Genomic DNA, 18,960 nt, shown 5'->3' with positions numbered 1-18,960 from the left:
TCGGTCGGGACACCAAACTCGAACACCAAGTCCGCGCCGACGGCGCCCAGCCCCCGAAGGCAGCTGAGTGACAGCGCACAACGACGACCCCGCACTGTCGCTGGGAGTTCTCGCCACCTCCCGCAAACCGCACGAACGCCGGCTGCCCATCCACCCCGATCACTTCGCGCGCATCGACCCGTCGATCCGCGGCCGCATCTTCGTCGAACACGGCTATGGCGCCCACTTCGGCGCCACCGACGACGGCCTCGCCGGACTCGTCGGCGGCATCCGGACCCGCGAAGAACTCATCGCCGACTGCGATGTGATCCTGCTTCCCAAGGTCGAAGCGGAGGATGCGGCCGAGTTCCGCGAGGGGCAGATCGTCTGGGGGTGGCCGCACCTCGTCCAGAACCCCGACATCACGCAGGCAGCCATCGACCGGCGGCTGACGATGATCGCTTTCGAGTCGATGAACCACTGGAACGCCGACGGCAGCTTCGCCCTGCATGTGTTCCACAAGAACAACGAACTCGCCGGATACTGCTCGATCCTGCACGCCCTCTCCCTCATCGGTGTCACGGGGAGCTACGGCCGTCGGCTCACCGCCGCCGTGATCGGCTTCGGCGCGACCGCGCGCGGCGCCGTCACCGCGCTGAACGCGCACGGTGTCGACGAGGTCCGTGTACTCACCAATCGCGATGTCGCGGCCGTCGCCGCGCCGATCCCCTCCACCCAGATCATCCAGATGGGGCACGACGACGACGCCCCACCCGAGAAGACCTGGGTGGACACTCCCGACGACGGGGTCATACCCGTTGCCCGGCTACTGGCCGACCACGACATCGCCGTCAACTGCGTCCTCCAGAGTCCGTCGAACCCGTTGATCTTCGCCACCGACGACGACCTGGATGATTTCGCGTCCGGAAGCCTCATCGTCGACGTGTCCTGCGATGCCGGTATGGGTTTCAGCTGGGCGGAGCCCACGTCGTTCGCCGATCCGCTTCGGCTGTTACGCAACGGCATTCACTACTATGCGGTCGACCACAGCCCGTCCTACCTGTTCAACTCGGCAACGTGGGAGATCAGCGAGGCACTGCTCCCGCACCTGGAGACGGTCCTGGGCGGGCCTGCGGCATGGGAGGACAGCGCCACCGTGCAGCGTGCCGTGGAGATGCGCGACGGGATCGTGCTCAACGACGAGATCCTGTCGTTTCAGCACCGCAGCGACACTTACCCTCACACGCGGGAGAGTTAGGCCCCGTTCGGCAGTGCCAGCCGGTGGATGACTCGCAGTGTCGATGCGTACTGATGGGACAGTGAGCCCGTCAGGTAGGGCAGGTCGTACTTATCGCACAGCGGCTGCACCCTTCGGGCGATCTCGGCGAGGCGGTTGCTCGGAAGATCCGGGAACAGGTGGTGCTCGATCTGGTAGCAGAGGTTCCCGCTGGCGAAGCCGAGGAATCGGCCGGCCCTGAAGTTGGCGGTGGCGAGCATCTGCCGCAGATACCACTCCGCCCGTGTCTCGGAGTCGAGAACGTCAGCGGTGAACTTCTGCGTACCGTCCGGGAAATGCCCGCAGAAGATGACGACGTACGCCCAGAGGTTGCGCAGCAGGTTGGCGATCGCGTTCGCGCACAACGTCCTTCGCCAGCGTCGCACGCTCAGCGCCGGCCACAGCACATAGTCCTTGGCGCCCTGGCGGAGGATCTTGCGTACGACCTCCTTGCCCTGTGCGATCCAGTCGGCACGCGACCGCCGCTGATCGAGGCCGTGCAGAGCGACGCCCCACTCGAACGTCGCGGCGAGGAGGAGATTCTGCAGCGGCTGGAGTAGATGCTTTCTCTCCCAGGGCTGTTCCGGTGTCACCCGCATGGCACCGAAGCCCAGATCGTCGTCTTCGCCCAGCACGTTGCTGAACACGTGATGCCGGTAGTTGTGTGAGGATCTCCAGTGCGCGGAGACCGCCACCATGTCCCATTCCCATGTGCTGGAATGGATTTCGGGATCATTCATCCAATCCCATTGGCCGTGGGAGACGTTGTGGCCGATCTCCATGTTCTCGACGCTCTTGGCGAATCCGAGTGCCGCGGTTCCCGCAACCCAGCCGACCTTCGACGGTGACGCGACGATGAGAAGCCGCGCCGCGACGTCGAGGGCGCGCTGGAACATGATGGTGCGCCGGATGTAGGCAGCGTCGCGGGCGCCGAGCGACTCTTCGATGTCAGCCCGGATCGCGTCGAGTTCCTCGCCGAGACTGGAAATGTCCTGCGGCGAGAGGTGGGTGTACGCGGCGATGTCGGTGATGGCGATGGGGCGTCCTCGATTGTTCCGGGCCGTAGCACACCGGCATGTGCCCCCACCCTACCCGGGAATGCGCTACGGCCCGCCTCTCCAATGCTCGATGCGATGGTGATCGGGCAGGAACCCGTGTCGCGTCCCCCACAGCACCGCCTGGGTGCGGCTCTGCACGTCGAGCTTGCGGTACAACGAACGAATGTAGGACTTCACCGTGTTCGGACTCAGGTAGGTCAGACGTGCGACGTCGGCGTTGCTCTTGCCCTGCGTGATCAGGGCCAAGATCTCGGCCTCGCGATCACTGAGGCCCTCGCCGCGACCCGGCCAGTCGTTGCCCGGAGCGGGACGGCTGCGCGGGGGCGTCTCGCTGAACACCGTTTCTCCGCTGTGCACTGCCTCCAAGGCGGACACCAACTCGCGCGCCGGAAGCGTCTTCGACAGGTAGCCGTGCGCGCCGCGCTCGCGCGCGCTGGCGACCAGATCGGGGTGAAAGTTCCACGTGTACACCACAACTCGTCGAGCACGCGGGTTCGCGACCAACACCCCGATCTCCTCGTGATCGGATTCGGGCTGAGCGAAGCTGTCGTACAGCGCGATGTCGACGGTGTCTTTCAACGGTGTGCTGGCGTCGAGTTCGGCGACCACGATGCGATCGCGGTACGGCTCGAGCATGTTGGCCACACCTTGGACGACGACGTCGTAGTCGTCGATGAGCGCGACGGTGATCGGCTCGGCCACGGCGCCGACATTACCCCCTTAGGGGTGTACCGCCACACCCTTGAGGGTGGTCGACTGAACATGGTCTGAACGGCCGAAACTCCCTACGGAAGGTTCGATCATGATCATTCTCGGCATCATCGCCGTCATCGCAGGGCTCCTGCTGAAGATCTCGATTCTCACCACGATCGGGGTCGTCCTCCTCGTCGTCGGGGTCGTCCTCGCAGTCCTCGGCTCGGCCGGCCGCGCGGTCGGCGGCCGCCGGCACTACTTCTGACCGCTGACCTGGGCATCAGTGGCGTCGATCACAAACTGACGTTTGCGTAGACGACACCACGGATACCCGATGTGCACGAAAGGAGTTCGAAATGCCTACCTGGCAATGGATTTTGATCGCCGCAGCAATCATCGTGGTGATCGTGCTCGTGGTGCTGGCAGTGCGTTCCGGTGGCGGACGTAAACGCAGTGAAGAGCTCAAGCAACACTTCGGCCCGGAATACGACCGGACCGTCGAGCGCACCGGCGACGCCAAGGCGGCCGAGAAGGAACTGGCCGCCCGGGCCCGCAAGCGCGACAAGCTCGACATCGTCGCGCTCTCCCCTGTGGCCCGCAACGATTTCGAAGTGCGCTGGACACAGGTGCAAACCGATTTCGTCGACGATCCCGCTCGGGCCGTCGGCACCGCGGACGTGCTCGTCACCGAGGTGATGCGCCAACGCGGGTACCCCGTCGACGACTTCGAACGCCGCGCAGCGGACATCTCCGTCGACCATCCCCACATCGTCGAGAACTACCGCGCAGCACACAGCGTGCACACCGCGCAGCAGCGCGGCGAGGTCAACACCGAACGCCAGCGGGAGGCCTTCGTGCACTACCGCGCGCTGTTCGAACGACTTCTCGACACCACCGACAACGGACCCTCGAAAGACACCTCGAAGGAGGCACGCGCATGACCACCCATGACCAGCACACCGACGTCTATGACACGAACCCCGACCACATCCCGGCCGATCAGGTCGCCCCGATGCAGAACGACGTCAGCGCACCGCAGGCCGGTGGACCGCCGACCGCGCCGATGGACCCCCAGGTCGCCGGCGTCGAACAGCACCACGGGGAGCAGCGCCGGGACGCACACCAAACCGACCCGGAGGCAGGGCTTTTCGCGCATGACGAACTCGCCGGCCTGCGTGCGCGCTGGGACGCGGTGCAGGCCAGCTTCGTCGACGATCCCAAGGACTGCGTGCAGAAGGCCGACAGCCTGGTCTCCGATCTGGTCCACCAGCTGACCACCGGATTCGGTCAGGCGCGGTCGCGGCTCGAAGAGCAGTGGAGCCGCGGCGAGCAAGCGTCGACCGAGGACCTGCGGGTCGCACTGAAGCAGTACCGAAGCTTCTTCGAGAGGTTGCTCTCGGTCTGACGTGCGAGCACCGAGGGCGGCGGGACGTGTGCCCGCCGCCTTCGGCGTGACTAGTGTTGCCCGAATGCATGATTCGCTCTGGACCGCAGCCACCCAGCACCCGTTCCTCGACGCCGTTCGCGACGGCAACATCAGCGGCGACGCATTCGATCGGTGGCTGGTGCAGGACGTCCTGTTCGTCACCGACCTGCTGACCTGCCAGGCCCGGCTACTCGCGCGAGCGCCACGGCGGGCGCAGAACGTGCTCGCCGGTGGATGCGTGGCGCTGGTCGCCGAACTCGACTGGTTCGACGTCAAGGCCGCCGAGCGTGGACTCGACGTCGCCTCCGATGCGCTGCCGGCCACGCTGTCCTACCGTGAGCTGCTCAGCCGTGTGGACTCCGCGCCCGCGGACGCCGCGCTGACCGCGCTGTGGGTGATCGAAAAGGTGTATCTGCTCGCGTGGTCGCACGCGACGTCGGATGGCTCCCCGTTCGCGGAATTCGTCGAGCACTGGACGGTTCCCGAGTTCGCCGCCTACGTCGAGGGACTCGAGCAGCTCGCCAACCCAGGCAGCTACGCAGACCTGGTCCGGGAGGTCCTCGAGCACGAGATCGCGTTCTGGGACATGGCCCTGGACTGACGTCAGGCGCGGAACGCCGAGCCCCGCTCCCTGTCGAGGTAGGTCTCGGCCTTGTTGCGCAGGAAGAACACGTAGACGATCAGCGAGATCGCGATGCACACGGTGACGTAGCCGATGAACAGCGGCACCTGGTCGCGTTCCTTGAGCGCCTGGTAGATCAGCGGCGCCGTCCCACCGAACATCGAGTTGGCCAACGCATAGCCGACGCCCACGCCGAGCGCCCGGATATGCGCGGGGAACAGTTCGGACTTCACCAGGGCGTTGATCGAGGTGTATCCGGTCAAGATGATGTATCCCGCCGCCACCAGCGCGAAAGACGTCAGCGGAGAACGTGTCTCGGGCAGGAACGTGATCAGCACGTAGGTGTAGAACACGCCGCCGATGCCGAAGAACACGAGCATGGGCTTGCGCCCGATCCGATCGCTGATGATCCCGCCGATCGGTTGCAGCAGCATCAGAAACACCAGCCCAGCCAGATTGATCCACGTCGCTGTCATGCCCTCGCCCTTGTAGGCGGTCTTGACGATCGCGGGCGCGTTGACACTGTAGGTGTAGAACGCCACGGTGCCGCCGAGGGTGATCAGGAAGCACAGCAGCAGCGGCCGCCAGTACTGCGTGAACAGTGCGCGCATCGAGCCGGCACCGGGATCCTCACCGGCCTTGGCCGCCTCGATCACGTCCTCGGACAGCGACTCGTCCATCGTGCGCCGCAACCAGAACACCACGATCGCCGCCACCCCGCCGACGGCAAAGGCGATGCGCCAACCGAATTCGCGCAGCTGGTCGTCGTCGAGGACGGTCTGCAGGATGAGAAGGGTGAACTGCGCGAGCACATGGCCACCGACGAGCGTCACGTACTGGAACGACGAGAAGAAACCGCGCCGCTCCCGAGTCGCCGCCTCCGACATGTAGGTGGCCGAGGTGCCGTACTCGCCGCCCGTCGCAAATCCCTGCACCAGACGCGCGACGATGAGGACGATGGGCGCTGCCATCCCGATGACGGCCTGCGACGGCACCACCGCGATCACCAACGAGCACAGCGCCATCAGCGACACGCTGACCGTCAGCGCGGCCCGTCGTCCCCGCCGGTCGGCGAAGCGCCCGAAGAACCACGATCCCACCGGCCGCATGACGAACGTGATCGCGAAGATCGCGTACACGTAGACGGTCGAGTTCTTCTCGGACTCGTCGAAGAACTGGCCCTCGAAATAGGTTGCGAAGACGGTGTAGACGTAGACGTCGTACCACTCGACGAGGTTGCCCGACGACCCTCGGATGGTGTTCCAGATCGCCCGCCGGGTCTCGGCGGCGCTCGACCGCGGCACTGTCGTGGTGGTCATCGGCGACCCTCCCCTGTTCGCGTAGCCGTACTGTACGAGCGCGCGGCCGAGCGTGTGGCTTGTGTACGCAAATTCGGTCGATTGCGTGCAGAACCCCCACGTTCAATACAAGCCCCTGCGTCAGCCCGAACCGTACTCCACAGCGGGCTCCCGATCGACGCCGCGGCTACTGGACAGCGTCAACCCGTCCGGTTGCACGGCGTACTGGATACCGTCGGCGGGGTTGGTGACGGTGAAGCCGGCGCCGGAGCGCTGCGCGTTCTGCAGTTCGAGGTTGGCGCCGTCACGCAGCCGCTCGCCGCGGTAGTAGTAGCCATCGCCCGACGTGCAGATCACGGCCAGCGACTGAGCCGTGCGGATCGCGGCGGCCGCCGAGTCACCGCTGTCGCAGCGCGCCGAATGACCCACGAAGCCTTGAGAATCCGTACCCGACACCCCGCTGATCGGCCGGCTGCTCGACGTGGTCTCAGAAGACGTGGTCTCCGCTGACGTCGACTCCTCCGACGACGACGAGGACGGTGCCGAGAGGCGCGTCGTCGGCGCCGTCCCGGTCCCGCCGCCGCTGAACACCAACACCAGCGCCAGGACCACCGCGGCCGTCAGCAACACGACGGTCGTGACCATCAACGCGATCTGCGCCTGACTGAAGCGTCGCGCCGCGCGCTGCGGTGGCGGCGGCACCGGCGTGTACGGCGGCGGGGTCGGATAGGCCGCCGAGAACTGCCGCGTCGACGGAGGCGGCGCCACGGGTGCGACGGGTGCCGCACTCGGCGCGCGCTCGGCCGCCGCCCCGGCCGCCCGTGCGAGATCCCCGGCCGAGGTGAAGCGGTCCCCCGGCGCCTTCGCCATCCCGCGCGTCACCACGTCGTCGAACGCGCGGCTGATTCCCCGCCGCATGATGCTGGGCCGCGGCGGCGCCGTGAACATGTGCGCACTCATCACCTGCCGCACATCGGCCGCCTCGAACGGTGCGCCACCGGTCAACGTCTCATACAGCAGACACGCCAGCGAGTACACGTCCGAGGCCGGCCCGCCGCGCTCCCCGCTGAATCGCTCCGGCGCCATGTAGGCGCACGAGCCGACGACCAGACCCGTCGACGTGATGGTCGCCTCACCGCCGCCGTGGGCGATGCCGAAGTCCACCAGATAGGCGAAGTCGTCCGGTGTCAGGAGCACGTTCTCCGGTTTGATGTCGCGATGCACCAGCCCGTTGGCGTGTGCGGCGTCCAGGGCCGCGGCCACCTGGCGGATGATCGCCACAGCGCGCCGTGGTTGCAGAGGTCCGTGGGTGCGCAGCACCTCTTTGAGGCTCGCGCCCTCGACGAGGCGCATGTCGATGAACAGCACACCGTCGATCTCGCCGAAATCGTGCACGGGGATGACGTGCGGTTCCTGCAGCCGCGCCGCCACCCGGGACTCGCGGCGGAATCTTTCCTGAAAACTCGGGTCGGCGGCCATCTCGGGACGCAGCAGCTTGATCGCCACCATGCGCTCACGCGCCGTGTCATAGGCGCGGTACACCTCGCCCATGCCCCCGACGCCGATCACCGAGCGCAGCTCATAGGGTCCGAACCGCGTCCCCACGCGTGGGGTGCTCACTGTTGCTTCCTTTCCTCGCGGCTGTTCGTGTGACCCCTCCACCGAGAAGAAAACCTACCGGGTGAGCTCCGGGTCGGTCAGCGAGCGCCGACGCGCAGGTGCCTGCGCGCCCGCAATTCGTCCTCGTCGACCAGCACGAGCATCGGCGTGTCGGGGCTGCACAGCATCGTGACCAGGAAACGTAGCCGCGCGTCGCTGCGTTGGTTGGCGTCGCAATAGTGAATGACGTCACCCCCGGGTTCCCAGAACGCCTCGCCCGCACGCACCACGCGGGGCGCCTGACCCTCGAGCTCGAAGACCATCTCGCCCTCGAGCACGTAACCGAAGGCCGGACCGCCGGGGTGTCGATGCGGCGGGGCGCCGGCGCTGCCCGCCGGATAGTCGACGAGGACCGTCACCGCGTGCATGCCGTCCCGGATGAGCGGCGGCGTGACCTCCTGCAGCACCGTCAGCGCATCTTCCCAGCCGTCGTCGTACCGGTCGCTCATCGTCGGCCTACGCACTGATGCGCTCGGCGTCGACGGCGTCGCCCGCGGTCGGGCGGGACAGTGCGAGACGCAGGCGTCGACGGGCCCGATGGATGCGCGACATGACGGTGCCCAGCGGGATGTCGAGGATCTCAGCGGTCTCGGCGTAGGTGTAGCCCTCGATATCGGCGTAGTAGAGGACACGGCAGAAACCCTCGGGCAGCGTCGCGAGCGCCGCTCGCACCTCGGCCGCGGGAACCGTGTCGAGGTAGTCGGCTTCCGCCGAGCGGGCCTCGCGGGCCTGGACGTCGGCGGAGAGTTCGTGATCGGCTCCCGTACCGATCCACACCTCCTGCACCCGTGACTGCTTGGTGCGGTGGGTGGTGACCCACTGGTTGTACATGATGCGAAACAGCCAGGCCCGGAGATTCGTCCCGGGCTGGAACGTGTGGAAACCGATGAAGGCGCGCATGAGCGTGTCCTGCACCAGATCGTCGGCGTCGGCACGGCACAGCGTGCGACGGCGAGCGCCGCGCGCCAAGACCTCGAGGTGGGGCTCGACCTCCTGGGCGAACCGTGCGGCACGGGTATCGGGGGTCAGCGTCGGATCGGTCGCGGTGAAGGTCATGGCGTGCACTCCTCGGAGGTCCATCGCCCCTTGTCGGGGCCTGATCCCAGCCTCGTCGGCCGCCCCTCGTTCCGAGCCCCAGAGAACCCGTGGTCTGCGCCAGGAAGTGCGTGGTCGCACCCGGTCGGCGGCGCGGGATGAATCCGGCGACGCCGCCCGGTTCTGGGGTGTTGTCCCAGAGAAAGGGGAACGCTCGTGGAGATGTCGGGGAGAAAAGCTCTCGTCACAGGAGGCACCGCCGGGATCGGCTTGGCCTGCGCCCGGTTGTTGGCCGACGCCGGAGCGGAGGTCACGGTCACCGGCCGCGACGCCCACCGGGGTCAGTCCATCGCGGCGCACCGCAACATCCGTTTCGTCGCCGCCGACATGGCGGACCTCACCGCGGTGAGCGCACTGTCCGACGACGGCGACGTCGATGTGCTGGTCAACAACGCCGCGGCGTTTCCGGGGGCGCTGACGCTGGAGCAGGACGTCGCGTCGTTCGAGCGCACGCTCGACGCCAACGTCCGGGGTCTGTACTTCCTGACGGCCGGTGTGGCCGACGGCATGGTGCGGAGGGGACGCGGCAGCATCGTCAACATCTCGTCGATGGTCGCCACCAAAGGCGTGCCGGCCGCGTCGACCTACAGCGCGACCAAAGCCGCGGTCGAATCGCTCACCCGGACCTGGGCGGTCGAATTCGGCCGATTCGGTGTGCGCGTCAACGCCGTTGCCCCCGGCCCCACCCGCACCGAGGGGGTTGCCGCCGAGTGGGGTGAGGTCAACGAGGAACTGGGCCGGGCGCTGCCCCTGGGCCGCACCGGTCGTCCCGAGGAGATCGCCCAGGCCGTGCTCTTCCTCGCCTCCGACCGGGCCAGCTTCATCACCGGCGCCATCCTGCGCGTCGACGGCGGTGGATCGGCAGCATGAAAAGCGTTGCGGTACTGCGTGAGTCAGGCGGCGTCAGCAGCCCTGCAGCAGCTCTGCGAGTGCGACGTCGAAACGATCAGCCAGATCCCACAGGTCGTCGACCAGCTGCGGACACGAGATGATGCCCACGTTGAGCCTGTCGGCCACGGACATCACCGTGATGTTCAGCCCGACCGTGTGGAAGATGGGCCCGAGCGGATAGAGAGCCTTCACCTCGGCGCCGCAGCTGTAGAGCGTCGCAGGCGGACCTGCCACGTTGGAGATCACCACGTTGGCGGGGGCCGCCGCGGGGACGGGTGCCCGCGACATCACACCCAGGAGCACGTTGTACATGTTGCGCGAGATCATCTGCGCGAGGTCGACGAGGAGCGTGGGTCCCAGTGAACCGCTGTGCTCTTTGGCTCGCAGGGTCGACTCGGAGATGGCTTGCAACCGCTCGTGGGGGTCGGCGACATCGGTGTGCAGATTGCAGAACATCCCCGACAGCTGATTCCGGCCCGGCCGATTCGTCTGCCCGTGTACCGACGCAGGTACGAAGGCGATCATCGGTCTGGTCGGCATCTCGTCGCGGGCCGCGAGGAATTCGCGCATCGCCCCGCCGCACAGCGCCATCACGACGTCGTTGACTTTGACGCCGTAGTGGTTCTTGACCTTCTTCACGTCGTTGAGGTCGAGCTGCACCAGGGCGATGGACCGTTCCGACGTCACCTCCGCGTTGAACCGCGTCCTCGGTGCGACGAACGGTGCGGCCATCGCCGTACCCGATACTGCGCGGGTCACCGTCTTGCCCACCATCGCCGCCGTCACCGGAACCACTCGTGCGAGCTGCAGCGGCCTCGTCGCGAAGCGCACCAGCCCGTCGGCGGCGATCGCCCACGGCGTCGCGTCACCCGGTCCGTCCACGGGTGGCGGTGGCGGCGCATCCGGCTCCAGGTCGCACAGGGTCTCGAGCAGATTGGCGGCCGACACTCCATCGACGGCGGCGTGGTGGATCTTGATCATCAGTGCCAGCGGGCCGCCGGCGTCCAGCCGTGCCCCGTCAACGCCCTCGATGACCCACATCTCCCACAGCGGCTTGCTGCGATCCAGCGGCACCGACGCGATGTGTCCGCACACCGCGGCCAATTCCTCGCGTCCACCCGGCGACGGCAGCGCGATCCTGTTGAGGTGGCGGTCGAGATCGAAAGCCCTGTCCTGCACCCACACTGGGTGGTCCACGTTGAACTGACTGTCGCCGAGCTTGGACCTCAGTTCCGGTAGGGCACGGACCCGGTCGGCGATGTCGCCCCGAAACCGTTCATAGGAGAAGCCGCCGGGCACCGTCGATGTGTCGACCATGACGACCGAACAGACGTGCATCGGAATCGCGGCCGACTCGCTGTACAGAAGACCCGCATCAAGCCCACCCAGCCGTTCCACCGGGCAGACGTACCCGTTTCGAGGGCGCGGCCAAACTCAATCGAAGGTGACGACCTCGCCCCGGTTGATCGACACCCAGTCGCGGGCCTGCAGATACGGCCGGAACGTCTGCGTGATGGCCTCCTGATCGGCGGCCGTCTTGGGGCGCTGCAGTTCGTAGAGATGCGGGAACTCCGTCCACGCGGTGACCGCCTGCCAGAGCCGCAGCGCCGCCTCGCCCGTCGGGGGGTCGATGAGCACCGGACCGAACAGGCACTGCCCGTCGGCGAAGAACAGCGTCGGCACCCCGTAGCCGCCGGCGTCGACGACGCGGCGATGATCGGCCAGCACCTCGTCATCGGTGGTCGGATCGGCGATGGCGTCGTCCACCAATCCCGGGTCGAGGCCGAGTTCGGCGAGCAGGTGACGGGCGACGGCGGGATCGTGAGGCTTGTGCCCCTCGACGTGCAGGGCGCGCCCCGCTCGCTCGTACCAGGCGTCCACGGCGGCCATCGACTGCCGGCGCAGCAAGGCCCCGATCCGCATCATCGACCAGCCGTAGGACCACTCCCGCTCCCACGGGTGTTTCTTGCCTTCCTGGCGGTTGATCTCCTCGAGACTGAAGAAGCGCCAGTTGACGGTGATGCCGGTGCGGTCGCGGACCTCACGTATCCACCGCGACGTCTGATACGCGAAAGGGCACATCACGTCGAAGTGGAAGTCCACTGAGTCAACGGGATTCGTCACATCGTGAACCTCAGGTTGCGGGCGGCTCGGTCCCCGAGTTCGCCATCACCGGTCCAGCGGATGCGGCCGGCGTCGATCTGGGCCTGCGGTTCGATGCGGCCGGACGCCAGCTGAATGAACGTGGTGGAGTCGCTGGTGACGACGACATCGGGGGCGTCGAGGTGGTCGACGGCCTTGGCTTTGCCGTCTACGCGCACATGCAGTTTCCGCGTGACCGGGCCGGTGAGGTCGAACGTGATGCTCGTACCGTCGGGCAGGCCGACCTTCTTGCCGACGATGTAGCCGATGGAGTTGTCGACCTGATCCAGGGACAACTCGGCGGCGATACCGCCGTCATCCGTGGACCGGCCGAGTGCGGTGGTGATGTCGCGTTCGTGCACCCAGATGTCGAATACGCGGATCGCGAGGAACCGACCGAGCGTGCCGGGGCCGACGGGCATCCAGGACGGTCGGTCGTAGTCCTCGGGTGACAAGGACGCGAGGTCGCTGCGCCGTTGCTCGAAGACGGCGTGCATCTTGTCGGGATACGGCGCCGGGTCGGCGACGAACTCAGCGGCGCGCCCGAAGGGCGGAAGCTCCTCGACGCTCTCCGGCAGCCAGCCGGCCAATACGGCCTCTATCCCGACGACGTGGTCGAACACGCCGCGCACCGTCCAGTCCGGGCACAGCGACTGGGCCTGCCAGTCGGCGTCGCTCAGGTCGGCGGCGAGCTTCTCCATCGCGGTGTAACACTGCTCGAGCGCGGTGCGGATGTCGTCGGGAGTGCGTGAGGGCATCCCTCTTCTCTAGCCGTGCGGACGCTCGGAGGGAAGTCTTTTCGCCAAACCTGGTCGCCGGGTCAGGCCGAGATCGTCTCCGGCTGCGCATCGGTCGCCAGCGTCGGCAGCTCGATCGTCATACCCTCGACGGTGATCCGGCCCCACGAGTAGAAGTTCAGGAACTTGATGGTCGAGGTGACCAGCTGCACCGTCACCGATTCACCCGGCTGCAGCGTGTGGGCCACCTGCTCGAGGGAGAACGTGACCTCGTGCGTCGCGCCGTCCAGCGTCACCGGGATCGCCGTCGCCTGCGTGCCCAGGACGAGTCCGGTCTTGTCGTCGACGATCTGCGCGTAGACGTGCTTGGCGTTGCCCTTCCCGGAGTAGGTGAGCGTCAGTTCCGGCGCGCCGACGATGTGTGTGAGCTCCTGCGCCGGAGGAACTTTGAGGTTGACCGCGTTCAGCGCGGGGCCCGCCGAGGCGATGCCGAGCAGTGTCTGCAGCGGCCCGTGGAACAGGATGCGGGGGTCGGGTCCGGAACCACCGAGGAACGGGATAAACGGAATGGTCTTCGGCTTCGTCTCGGTCGCGATGATCGGGGTGCCGTTGTCGACGGGGTACTTCTCGGAGCTGTACCACTCACCGTTCTGGTCGGTCCACTCGAATTCCGGTCCGGTGGAGACGGTGTCATCGCCCATGACGTAGTGGTTCAGCCAGTCCATCGTCCTGTCCAGGATCACCTCGCCTCGCTTGGGCTGGCTCAGGCAGGCGCCATGACCGCCGCAGTACCAGATCACCTTCGTGGTGGTGCCCGCTGCGAGGAGATCCTTGGCGTTGGCATCGGCCTGGCTGAGCGGGAACAGCGTGTCCACGGTGCCCTGGATCAGCAGGGTCGGCGCCGTGATGTCCTTGATCTGGTCGGCGAAACCGAAGCTCTCGACGAGATCCAGGTCGGACTGTTTCACCTTGCCGAACAACACGCCCATGACGGCGACGGGCAGGATCCGCGGGTGTTCGCGGGCGAGCGTCAGCACCAGGACCGCAGGCAACAGGGTGCCCCAGGCGCTGTTGACCGCGCCGCGGGGGAAGAGGACGTCGACGAGGTCGTTCCACGCGATCGTGGGCACGATCGCGTCGATGCGGTGATCGATTGCGGCCGCTGACAATTGGATGCCGCCGCCGTAGGACGCGCCGACCATCCCGAGGCGGGGATCATTGGTCGTGTCCAGTTTCACGTACGGCAGCGTCGACAGGAAGCTGATGATGTGGGAGACGTCGCGGCCCTCGAGGTCCGGCGAATCCAGATGCATGATGCCGCCGGAGCGCCACTCGCCGCGCGGATCCCACGTCACCACGTTGTAGCCGGCTTCGCGCAACCGTCCGATGCCGATCACGTCGAACGGCAGCAGGCTGTCGTTCTGCAGAGCCAGCGACGTCGAGCCCGGCAGTCCGAGACCAGGGCCGTCGAGCACCGTGGGGGCTTGGCCGTACTCGTCGAACTTCAGCGACGGCATCACGTTGACGAAGATCCTGGTGCCGTCGAACGACGTGACCCAATAGCTCTTCGGTTGTGGTGTCCCGGGCGGGTCGAAACGATTGAGGGGAAATCCGATGATGGGCTGTAGCGCATCTCCGACGAGCGGAAGGGCATGCAGGGTGCGGACGATCGGCGTGAAGACGAACGTGCCGAGCACGGGGATGCGCTGCAGCCAGAACAGCGGTGGATGCACCTCCCTGACCGTCACGCCTTCCGGGATCGGGTAGGAGTCCGCGACCTGACTGGTCGTCAGCTCGCTGCCCACGGTCGCCGGCGCATCGGTGGTGGCCTCGCGCCCCGCGGCCACCACCGACATCACCAACGACGCCAGGGCCGGCAGCGCCGGATCGCCGCCCGCGTCCGCAGCGGCACGCTTGGCGGCGATGCGGTCGAGCAGCGGGGTCACCACGCGAGCAGGCTCCGGGTCCTGCTCGGTCACCTCGGAGTCCTCGTGCGCGAGCACCGGCGTCTTCACCCAGAAGGGTGTGCGCACCGTTGCGGGCACCTCGGCCGGGGCCGATTCGACGGCTGTGTCGGCCACCACCGCAGTGACCACCGTCTCGGCGGTGTCGTGCGCCTCGTCGGCCTTGGCGGCCTTGGCGGCCGGTTCAGCGCCGCGTGCGACCACCGAGAGTTTGTTCCGTGTGCGGACGGGCCTGGTGTCCGCATCCGGCTTCTCGCCGTCTGTGTTCTGTGCCGTTCCCTCCGCTGAGGGCTTGTTCCGCAGCGCCCGCCGTTCCTTGAGCGTCTTCCGCGGCGTCTCCGGGGTCTTCGCGGTCTGCGACGTCGGGGCACTGACCGTCGGCGACGAATCCGCCCCCTCGTCGGCCACTGCAACGCCGGCACCGGCGAGAACCGCCGCTCCGATACCGAGTGCCACTGCCAAACCGCCGACTCGACCCACGCATGATCCCGCACCCATGGGTGTCAGTCATACCGCCTGATTCGCGGGCTTCGCGGAGGTTTCGCCGCTTTCTTACCGATGAGTCAGATCGGCACGCTCTGGCGATGGAATCCATGGCGTTTCACGAAACGCGCGACGGATATCGCGCGCGTCCCCGATCACGGCACGGCTGTCCGTACAGTTGGCATGCACACACATCTGGGCATTGCCATGGGAGGTCAACTCCGCGCTAGTCGTATTCCAGCGGCTCATCCACCACACGGACCTAAGCCTGAGGGGCTGATTTGAGCCAATTCACGGAGACCATGTACGACAACGCCCGGCGCAGCGTGCGGGCATTCATCACCGGCGAACCCGACGCACCGCTGCGCCAGTCGTGGCTCGAGGTGCACGAACGGGCGGCCCGCATCGCGGGCGGGCTCGCCGCAGCAGGCGTCGGCCCCGGCGACGCCGTCGCCGTACTCGCCGGCGCACCCGTCGAAATCGCGCCGACCGCGCAGGGCATCTGGATGCGCGGAGCCAGCGCGACGATGGTGCACCAGCCGACGCCACGCACCGACCTCGCCCGCTGGGCAGACGAGACGACCGCGATCATCCGCATGCTGGCGGCCACAGCGGTCGTCGTCTCCGAACCGTTCCTGGCTGCGGCGCCCCTTCTGGCCACGCTCGGAGTGACGGTGTTGACCGTCGAGGAACTACTCGCCCACGACCCCGTGCGCCCGGTCGCCACCGACGACGACGCGATCGCTCTGCTGCAGCTGACATCCGGCTCGACCGGCTCACCCAAGGCGGTGCAGATCACGCACGCCAACATCGTGGCCAATGCCGAGGCGATGACCGCAGCGTGTGATTTCGACCTGGACACCGACGTCATCGTCAGCTGGCTACCGTGCTTTCACGACATGGGGATGACGGGATACCTGACGGTGCCGATGTACTTCGGGGCCGAACTGGTGAAGGTCACACCGATGGATTTCTTGCGCGACACCTTGCTGTGGCCCCGCCTGATCGACAAGTACCGCGGGACGATGACCGCTGCGCCGAACTTCGCCTACACGCTGTTGGCCAAACGTCTTCGCCGCCAGGCCACGCCCGGGCAGTTCGATCTCTCATCGCTGCGGTGGGCGTTGTCGGGCGCCGAACAGGTGGACCCCCTCGACATGGAAGACCTCTGCGCTGCCGGAGCGCCGTTCGGTCTGCGACCGGGGGCCATGATCCCGGCCTACGGCATGGCCGAGACCACGGTCGCGGTCTCCTTTTCCCCGTGCGGCGGCGGCATGGTCGTCGACCAGGTCGACGCCCATCTGCTGTCGGCGCTGCACCGCGCTGTTCCTGCCACCAAAGGTAATGTCCGACAACTGGTTTCACTCGGACGACCCTTGGATGGGATTGACATCCGCGTGGTCGACGAAGACGGCTCGGAGGTCGCCACCCGCGGAGTCGGCGTCATCGAAGTGCGCGGCGCCGCGGTCAGCGCCGGCTACACGACCGTCGCCGGGTTCCTCTCCGCCCAGGACGAACTCGGTTGGTATGACACCGGCGACCTCGGATACCTGACCGAGACAGGCGAGATCGTGGTGTGCGGGCGCCTCAAAGACGTGATCATCATGGCCGGACGCAACATCTACCCCACCGACATCGAGCGGGCCGCCAGTCGCGTCGGCGGAGTGCGTGCGGGATGCGCTGTCGCGGTACGACTCGATGCCGGGCTGTCGCGCGAGACGTTCGCAGTTGCCGTGGAGTCCACAGACTTCGGAGACGACGACCAGGTCCGTCGAGTGCAGCGCCAGGTTGCGCACGAGGTGTTCGCGGAGGTGGATGTGAGACCTCGCAACGTTGCGGTCCTCGCGCCAGGGACGATCCCCAAGACCGCGTCGGGCAAGCTGCGCCGCGCCCACGCCCTGGCGCTGGTCAGCTAGCGGCCCCGCACGCAATAGGCCGCCAGTACCTGGACCACAGGCGCGACGGCCACCAGGTCGTCGGGCCCGACGTTCGAGTAGAACTCGGCGAGGTAACGACCGTTCGGCCCATGCACCCCGACGATCAGGACCGCGCGATAGTTCAACGTGTCGAGCAGTGCCAGCTCGGACGGGTGGGTGCCCGGAATCTCATGGGCCGCAACGAAGGCCGACTCGTTCTCGATGGCGGCTGCCGAGGCGGGATAGTCCGCGAGGTCGCCACCATCGACGCCGAGATCGGTGAGGATCGCCAGCCCCGACCACTTGTCGACGACGATGTCCATCTTGCGCGGTGTCACGACCGCTCGGCCGTCCTCGGTGAGGATCGACAGTGCGTAGGCACACGTGTTCGCGGCCCACTGCAGTTGAACCGCAAGGACTTCGAGTGCCTCCATGGCCGGCAGACCGGGGTTGTCGGCAAGCACGTCGACGACTTCCTGGCACAGGTCCTCTGCGGCCGATCTGCGCGGGCCCCCGGAGGTGCGGCGTCGTGACACACCCGGGAGATCCTCGCTGCGCGCGACCGCGCTGTAGTGGGCGGAGCCGTGTCGCTTCGCCTCGATCAGCGCGGCGTCGGCGGCCTGCAACAGCGCGCTGCCGGTGCGCAAGTCGACGCCCGCCGCGGCGGCTCCCCACGACATCGTGACCCCGTGGGTCGCGACCTCGGCGAAGGCGCGGGTGGCGTGGTTGGCGAAGCGCTGCGCCTCGTCGAGGGTCGCATCGGCGAGCAGCACACAGAATTCGTCGCCACCGAGGCGAGCGGCGAGGGCATCGTCGAATGTGCTTGCCGTGTCGTTCAACACACGCGCCACGAGGCGCAGCAGGTCGTCTCCCGCCTGGTGGCCTCTGGTGTCGTTCACCTGTTTGAACCCGTCCAGATCGCACATCAGTGCCACCGGCGAGCACGAATCCCAGTCGAGTCGCTCGAAGCAGCGGTCGACCGCTCGCCGGTTGGCCATGCCGGTCAGGGGATCTTCGAACGCATACGACGACACCTTGTTCAGCATTTCCGACCGGCCGATGGCCACCGCGGTGTGTGCCGCGATCGCTTGCAGCAGTTGCGCATCGCCGTGGTCGAAACGCCGGCCGTCGGCTCCACTGGCCCAGATCTCGCCCCACATGGCGTCGCCGTACACGATCGGCACACCCAGTTCGCACTCCTTGCCGAGGGATTCGAGTAACCGGCGCGATTCCGGTGGGCAGGCGGGATCATCCACACAGTGCAGGTACGTGCGGCCACCGATGACGAGCTCGGCGACGGAGGGGTCCTGAGACGGCTTGTAGAACTCGTCGGTGGGCCAGCGCTCCTCGTGATCGGCCAACGCGCCCACGTTGATCAACGTCCGCAACTTACCGGTGTCGCCGTCCCATCGGCTGATCGCCAGCGAGGCCGCACCGACGGCGAGGAGCGCCTGTTCGGCGACGACCTCCAACACCTCGTCGAAGTAGTCCGACCGCAGGACGGCGTCGGAGATGCGCAGCAGCGTCACCAACACCGGAACGTCCGCGGCGTCACCGAGCAAGTCATGCAGAGCGGGGAGATGACCGCCCGTACTGGACAGGTGAACCCGCTCGTCCTTGGGTGCGCGAAACGCGTCGTTCAACCGTCGAGGCACATTCCCTCGCTTCCCCCGGGCGCCGATCCTCGATGATACGTCGAACTGCGGACCCACACCGTGCGC

The 18,960-nt window shown here is 67.1% G+C and carries 18 protein-coding genes; 7 read left to right on the top strand and 11 right to left on the bottom strand.

The genetic code is table 11. The features are described from left to right. Positions 1-67 precede the first annotated feature (67 nt). Complete coding sequence (locus ACZ50N_RS04420; RefSeq protein WP_464474730.1) at positions 68-1,237, top strand: N(5)-(carboxyethyl)ornithine synthase; 1,170 nt, start codon at positions 68-70, stop codon at positions 1,235-1,237. Here ACZ50N_RS04420 and ACZ50N_RS04415 read toward each other — a convergent pair. Both ACZ50N_RS04415 and ACZ50N_RS04410 read right to left on the bottom strand, forming a co-directional pair. Beyond that, positions 1,234-2,292, bottom strand: coding sequence for a fatty acid desaturase family protein (locus ACZ50N_RS04415; protein WP_464475590.1), 1,059 nt, complete (start codon positions 2,290-2,292; stop codon positions 1,234-1,236). The genes ACZ50N_RS04420 and ACZ50N_RS04415 overlap by 4 nt on opposite strands. Positions 2,293-2,358: 66 nt before the next feature. Beyond that, complete coding sequence (locus ACZ50N_RS04410) at positions 2,359-3,015, bottom strand: response regulator transcription factor (protein ID WP_464474729.1); 657 nt, start codon at positions 3,013-3,015, stop codon at positions 2,359-2,361. Positions 3,016-3,115: 100 nt separating this feature from the next. On the opposite strand from ACZ50N_RS04410, the gene ACZ50N_RS04405 reads away from it, so the two are divergent. The 4 genes from ACZ50N_RS04405 (at position 3,116) to ACZ50N_RS04390 (ending at position 5,033) form a co-directional block, all read left to right on the top strand. Continuing rightward, a complete protein-coding gene (locus ACZ50N_RS04405) occupies positions 3,116-3,271 on the top strand; it encodes a DUF6131 family protein (RefSeq protein WP_164481790.1) in 156 nt (51 codons plus the stop codon). A gap of 91 nt (positions 3,272-3,362) precedes the next feature. Continuing rightward, entirely contained in the window at positions 3,363-3,947 is a 585-nt protein-coding gene (locus tag ACZ50N_RS04400) for a hypothetical protein (RefSeq protein WP_464474728.1), read from the top strand. Then, complete coding sequence (locus ACZ50N_RS04395; RefSeq protein WP_464474727.1) at positions 3,944-4,411, top strand: hypothetical protein; 468 nt, start codon at positions 3,944-3,946, stop codon at positions 4,409-4,411. The genes ACZ50N_RS04400 and ACZ50N_RS04395 overlap by 4 nt, the downstream gene beginning before the upstream one ends. Before the next feature lie 64 nt (positions 4,412-4,475). Then, a complete protein-coding gene (locus tag ACZ50N_RS04390) occupies positions 4,476-5,033 on the top strand; it encodes a TenA family protein (protein ID WP_464474726.1) in 558 nt (185 codons plus the stop codon). Between the two features lie 2 nt (positions 5,034-5,035). On the opposite strand, the gene ACZ50N_RS04385 is transcribed toward ACZ50N_RS04390, so the two are convergent. The 4 genes from ACZ50N_RS04385 to ACZ50N_RS04370 all read right to left on the bottom strand — a co-directional run bounded on the left by ACZ50N_RS04385 (position 5,036) and on the right by ACZ50N_RS04370 (position 9,067). Further along, on the bottom strand, positions 5,036-6,373 hold the full coding sequence (locus ACZ50N_RS04385) for an MFS transporter (protein WP_046366192.1): 1,338 nt from the start codon (positions 6,371-6,373) through the stop codon (positions 5,036-5,038). Positions 6,374-6,493: 120 nt separating this feature from the next. Next, positions 6,494-7,972, bottom strand: coding sequence for a serine/threonine-protein kinase (locus tag ACZ50N_RS04380; RefSeq protein WP_464474725.1), 1,479 nt, complete (start codon positions 7,970-7,972; stop codon positions 6,494-6,496). A gap of 77 nt (positions 7,973-8,049) precedes the next feature. Beyond that, the gene (locus ACZ50N_RS04375) at positions 8,050-8,460 is read right to left on the bottom strand and encodes a cupin domain-containing protein (protein WP_464474724.1); all 411 of its coding nucleotides are present in this window, start codon (positions 8,458-8,460) and stop codon (positions 8,050-8,052) included. Between the two features lie 7 nt (positions 8,461-8,467). After that, the gene (locus ACZ50N_RS04370; protein WP_464474723.1) at positions 8,468-9,067 is read right to left on the bottom strand and encodes a sigma-70 family RNA polymerase sigma factor; all 600 of its coding nucleotides are present in this window, start codon (positions 9,065-9,067) and stop codon (positions 8,468-8,470) included. A 201-nt stretch (positions 9,068-9,268) separates the two neighbouring features. On the opposite strand from ACZ50N_RS04370, the gene ACZ50N_RS04365 reads away from it, so the two are divergent. Next, positions 9,269-9,976 carry an SDR family NAD(P)-dependent oxidoreductase gene (locus ACZ50N_RS04365; RefSeq protein WP_464475589.1) on the top strand — a complete coding sequence of 236 codons (708 nt, stop codon included), beginning with the start codon at positions 9,269-9,271 and terminating at the stop codon, positions 9,974-9,976. Between the two features lie 33 nt (positions 9,977-10,009). Here the strand turns inward: ACZ50N_RS04365 and ACZ50N_RS04360 are convergent, their stop codons facing one another. From ACZ50N_RS04360 to ACZ50N_RS04345, 4 genes are all read right to left on the bottom strand, one after another. Then, positions 10,010-11,395 (bottom strand): WS/DGAT/MGAT family O-acyltransferase, encoded by a 1,386-nt coding sequence (locus tag ACZ50N_RS04360; RefSeq protein WP_046366290.1) that lies wholly within the window; start codon positions 11,393-11,395, stop codon positions 10,010-10,012. Positions 11,396-11,431: 36 nt separating this feature from the next. After that, on the bottom strand, positions 11,432-12,121 hold the full coding sequence (locus ACZ50N_RS04355; RefSeq protein WP_046366289.1) for a mycothiol-dependent nitroreductase Rv2466c family protein: 690 nt from the start codon (positions 12,119-12,121) through the stop codon (positions 11,432-11,434). Then, positions 12,118-12,897: a maleylpyruvate isomerase family mycothiol-dependent enzyme gene (locus tag ACZ50N_RS04350; protein ID WP_464474722.1), complete on the bottom strand. Its 780-nt coding sequence runs from the start codon at positions 12,895-12,897 to the stop codon at positions 12,118-12,120. The genes ACZ50N_RS04355 and ACZ50N_RS04350 overlap by 4 nt, the downstream gene beginning before the upstream one ends. 62 nt (positions 12,898-12,959) lie before the next feature. Next, positions 12,960-15,296 (bottom strand): CocE/NonD family hydrolase, encoded by a 2,337-nt coding sequence (locus ACZ50N_RS04345; RefSeq protein ID WP_464474721.1) that lies wholly within the window; start codon positions 15,294-15,296, stop codon positions 12,960-12,962. 308 nt (positions 15,297-15,604) lie between these two features. Here ACZ50N_RS04345 and ACZ50N_RS04340 point away from each other — a divergent pair, with 308 nt between their 5' ends. Continuing rightward, the gene (locus ACZ50N_RS04340; protein WP_464474720.1) at positions 15,605-17,239 is read left to right on the top strand and encodes a fatty acyl-AMP ligase; all 1,635 of its coding nucleotides are present in this window, start codon (positions 15,605-15,607) and stop codon (positions 17,237-17,239) included. Here ACZ50N_RS04340 and ACZ50N_RS04335 read toward each other — a convergent pair. Then, positions 17,236-18,894 (bottom strand): sensor domain-containing diguanylate cyclase, encoded by a 1,659-nt coding sequence (locus ACZ50N_RS04335; protein ID WP_464474719.1) that lies wholly within the window; start codon positions 18,892-18,894, stop codon positions 17,236-17,238. The genes ACZ50N_RS04340 and ACZ50N_RS04335 overlap by 4 nt on opposite strands. Positions 18,895-18,960 lie beyond the last annotated feature (66 nt).

Source organism: Mycolicibacterium obuense (assembly GCF_055397605.1).
Note: the sequence above shows the minus strand (reverse complement) of the source record. Positions and strands in the feature narration are given on the sequence as shown.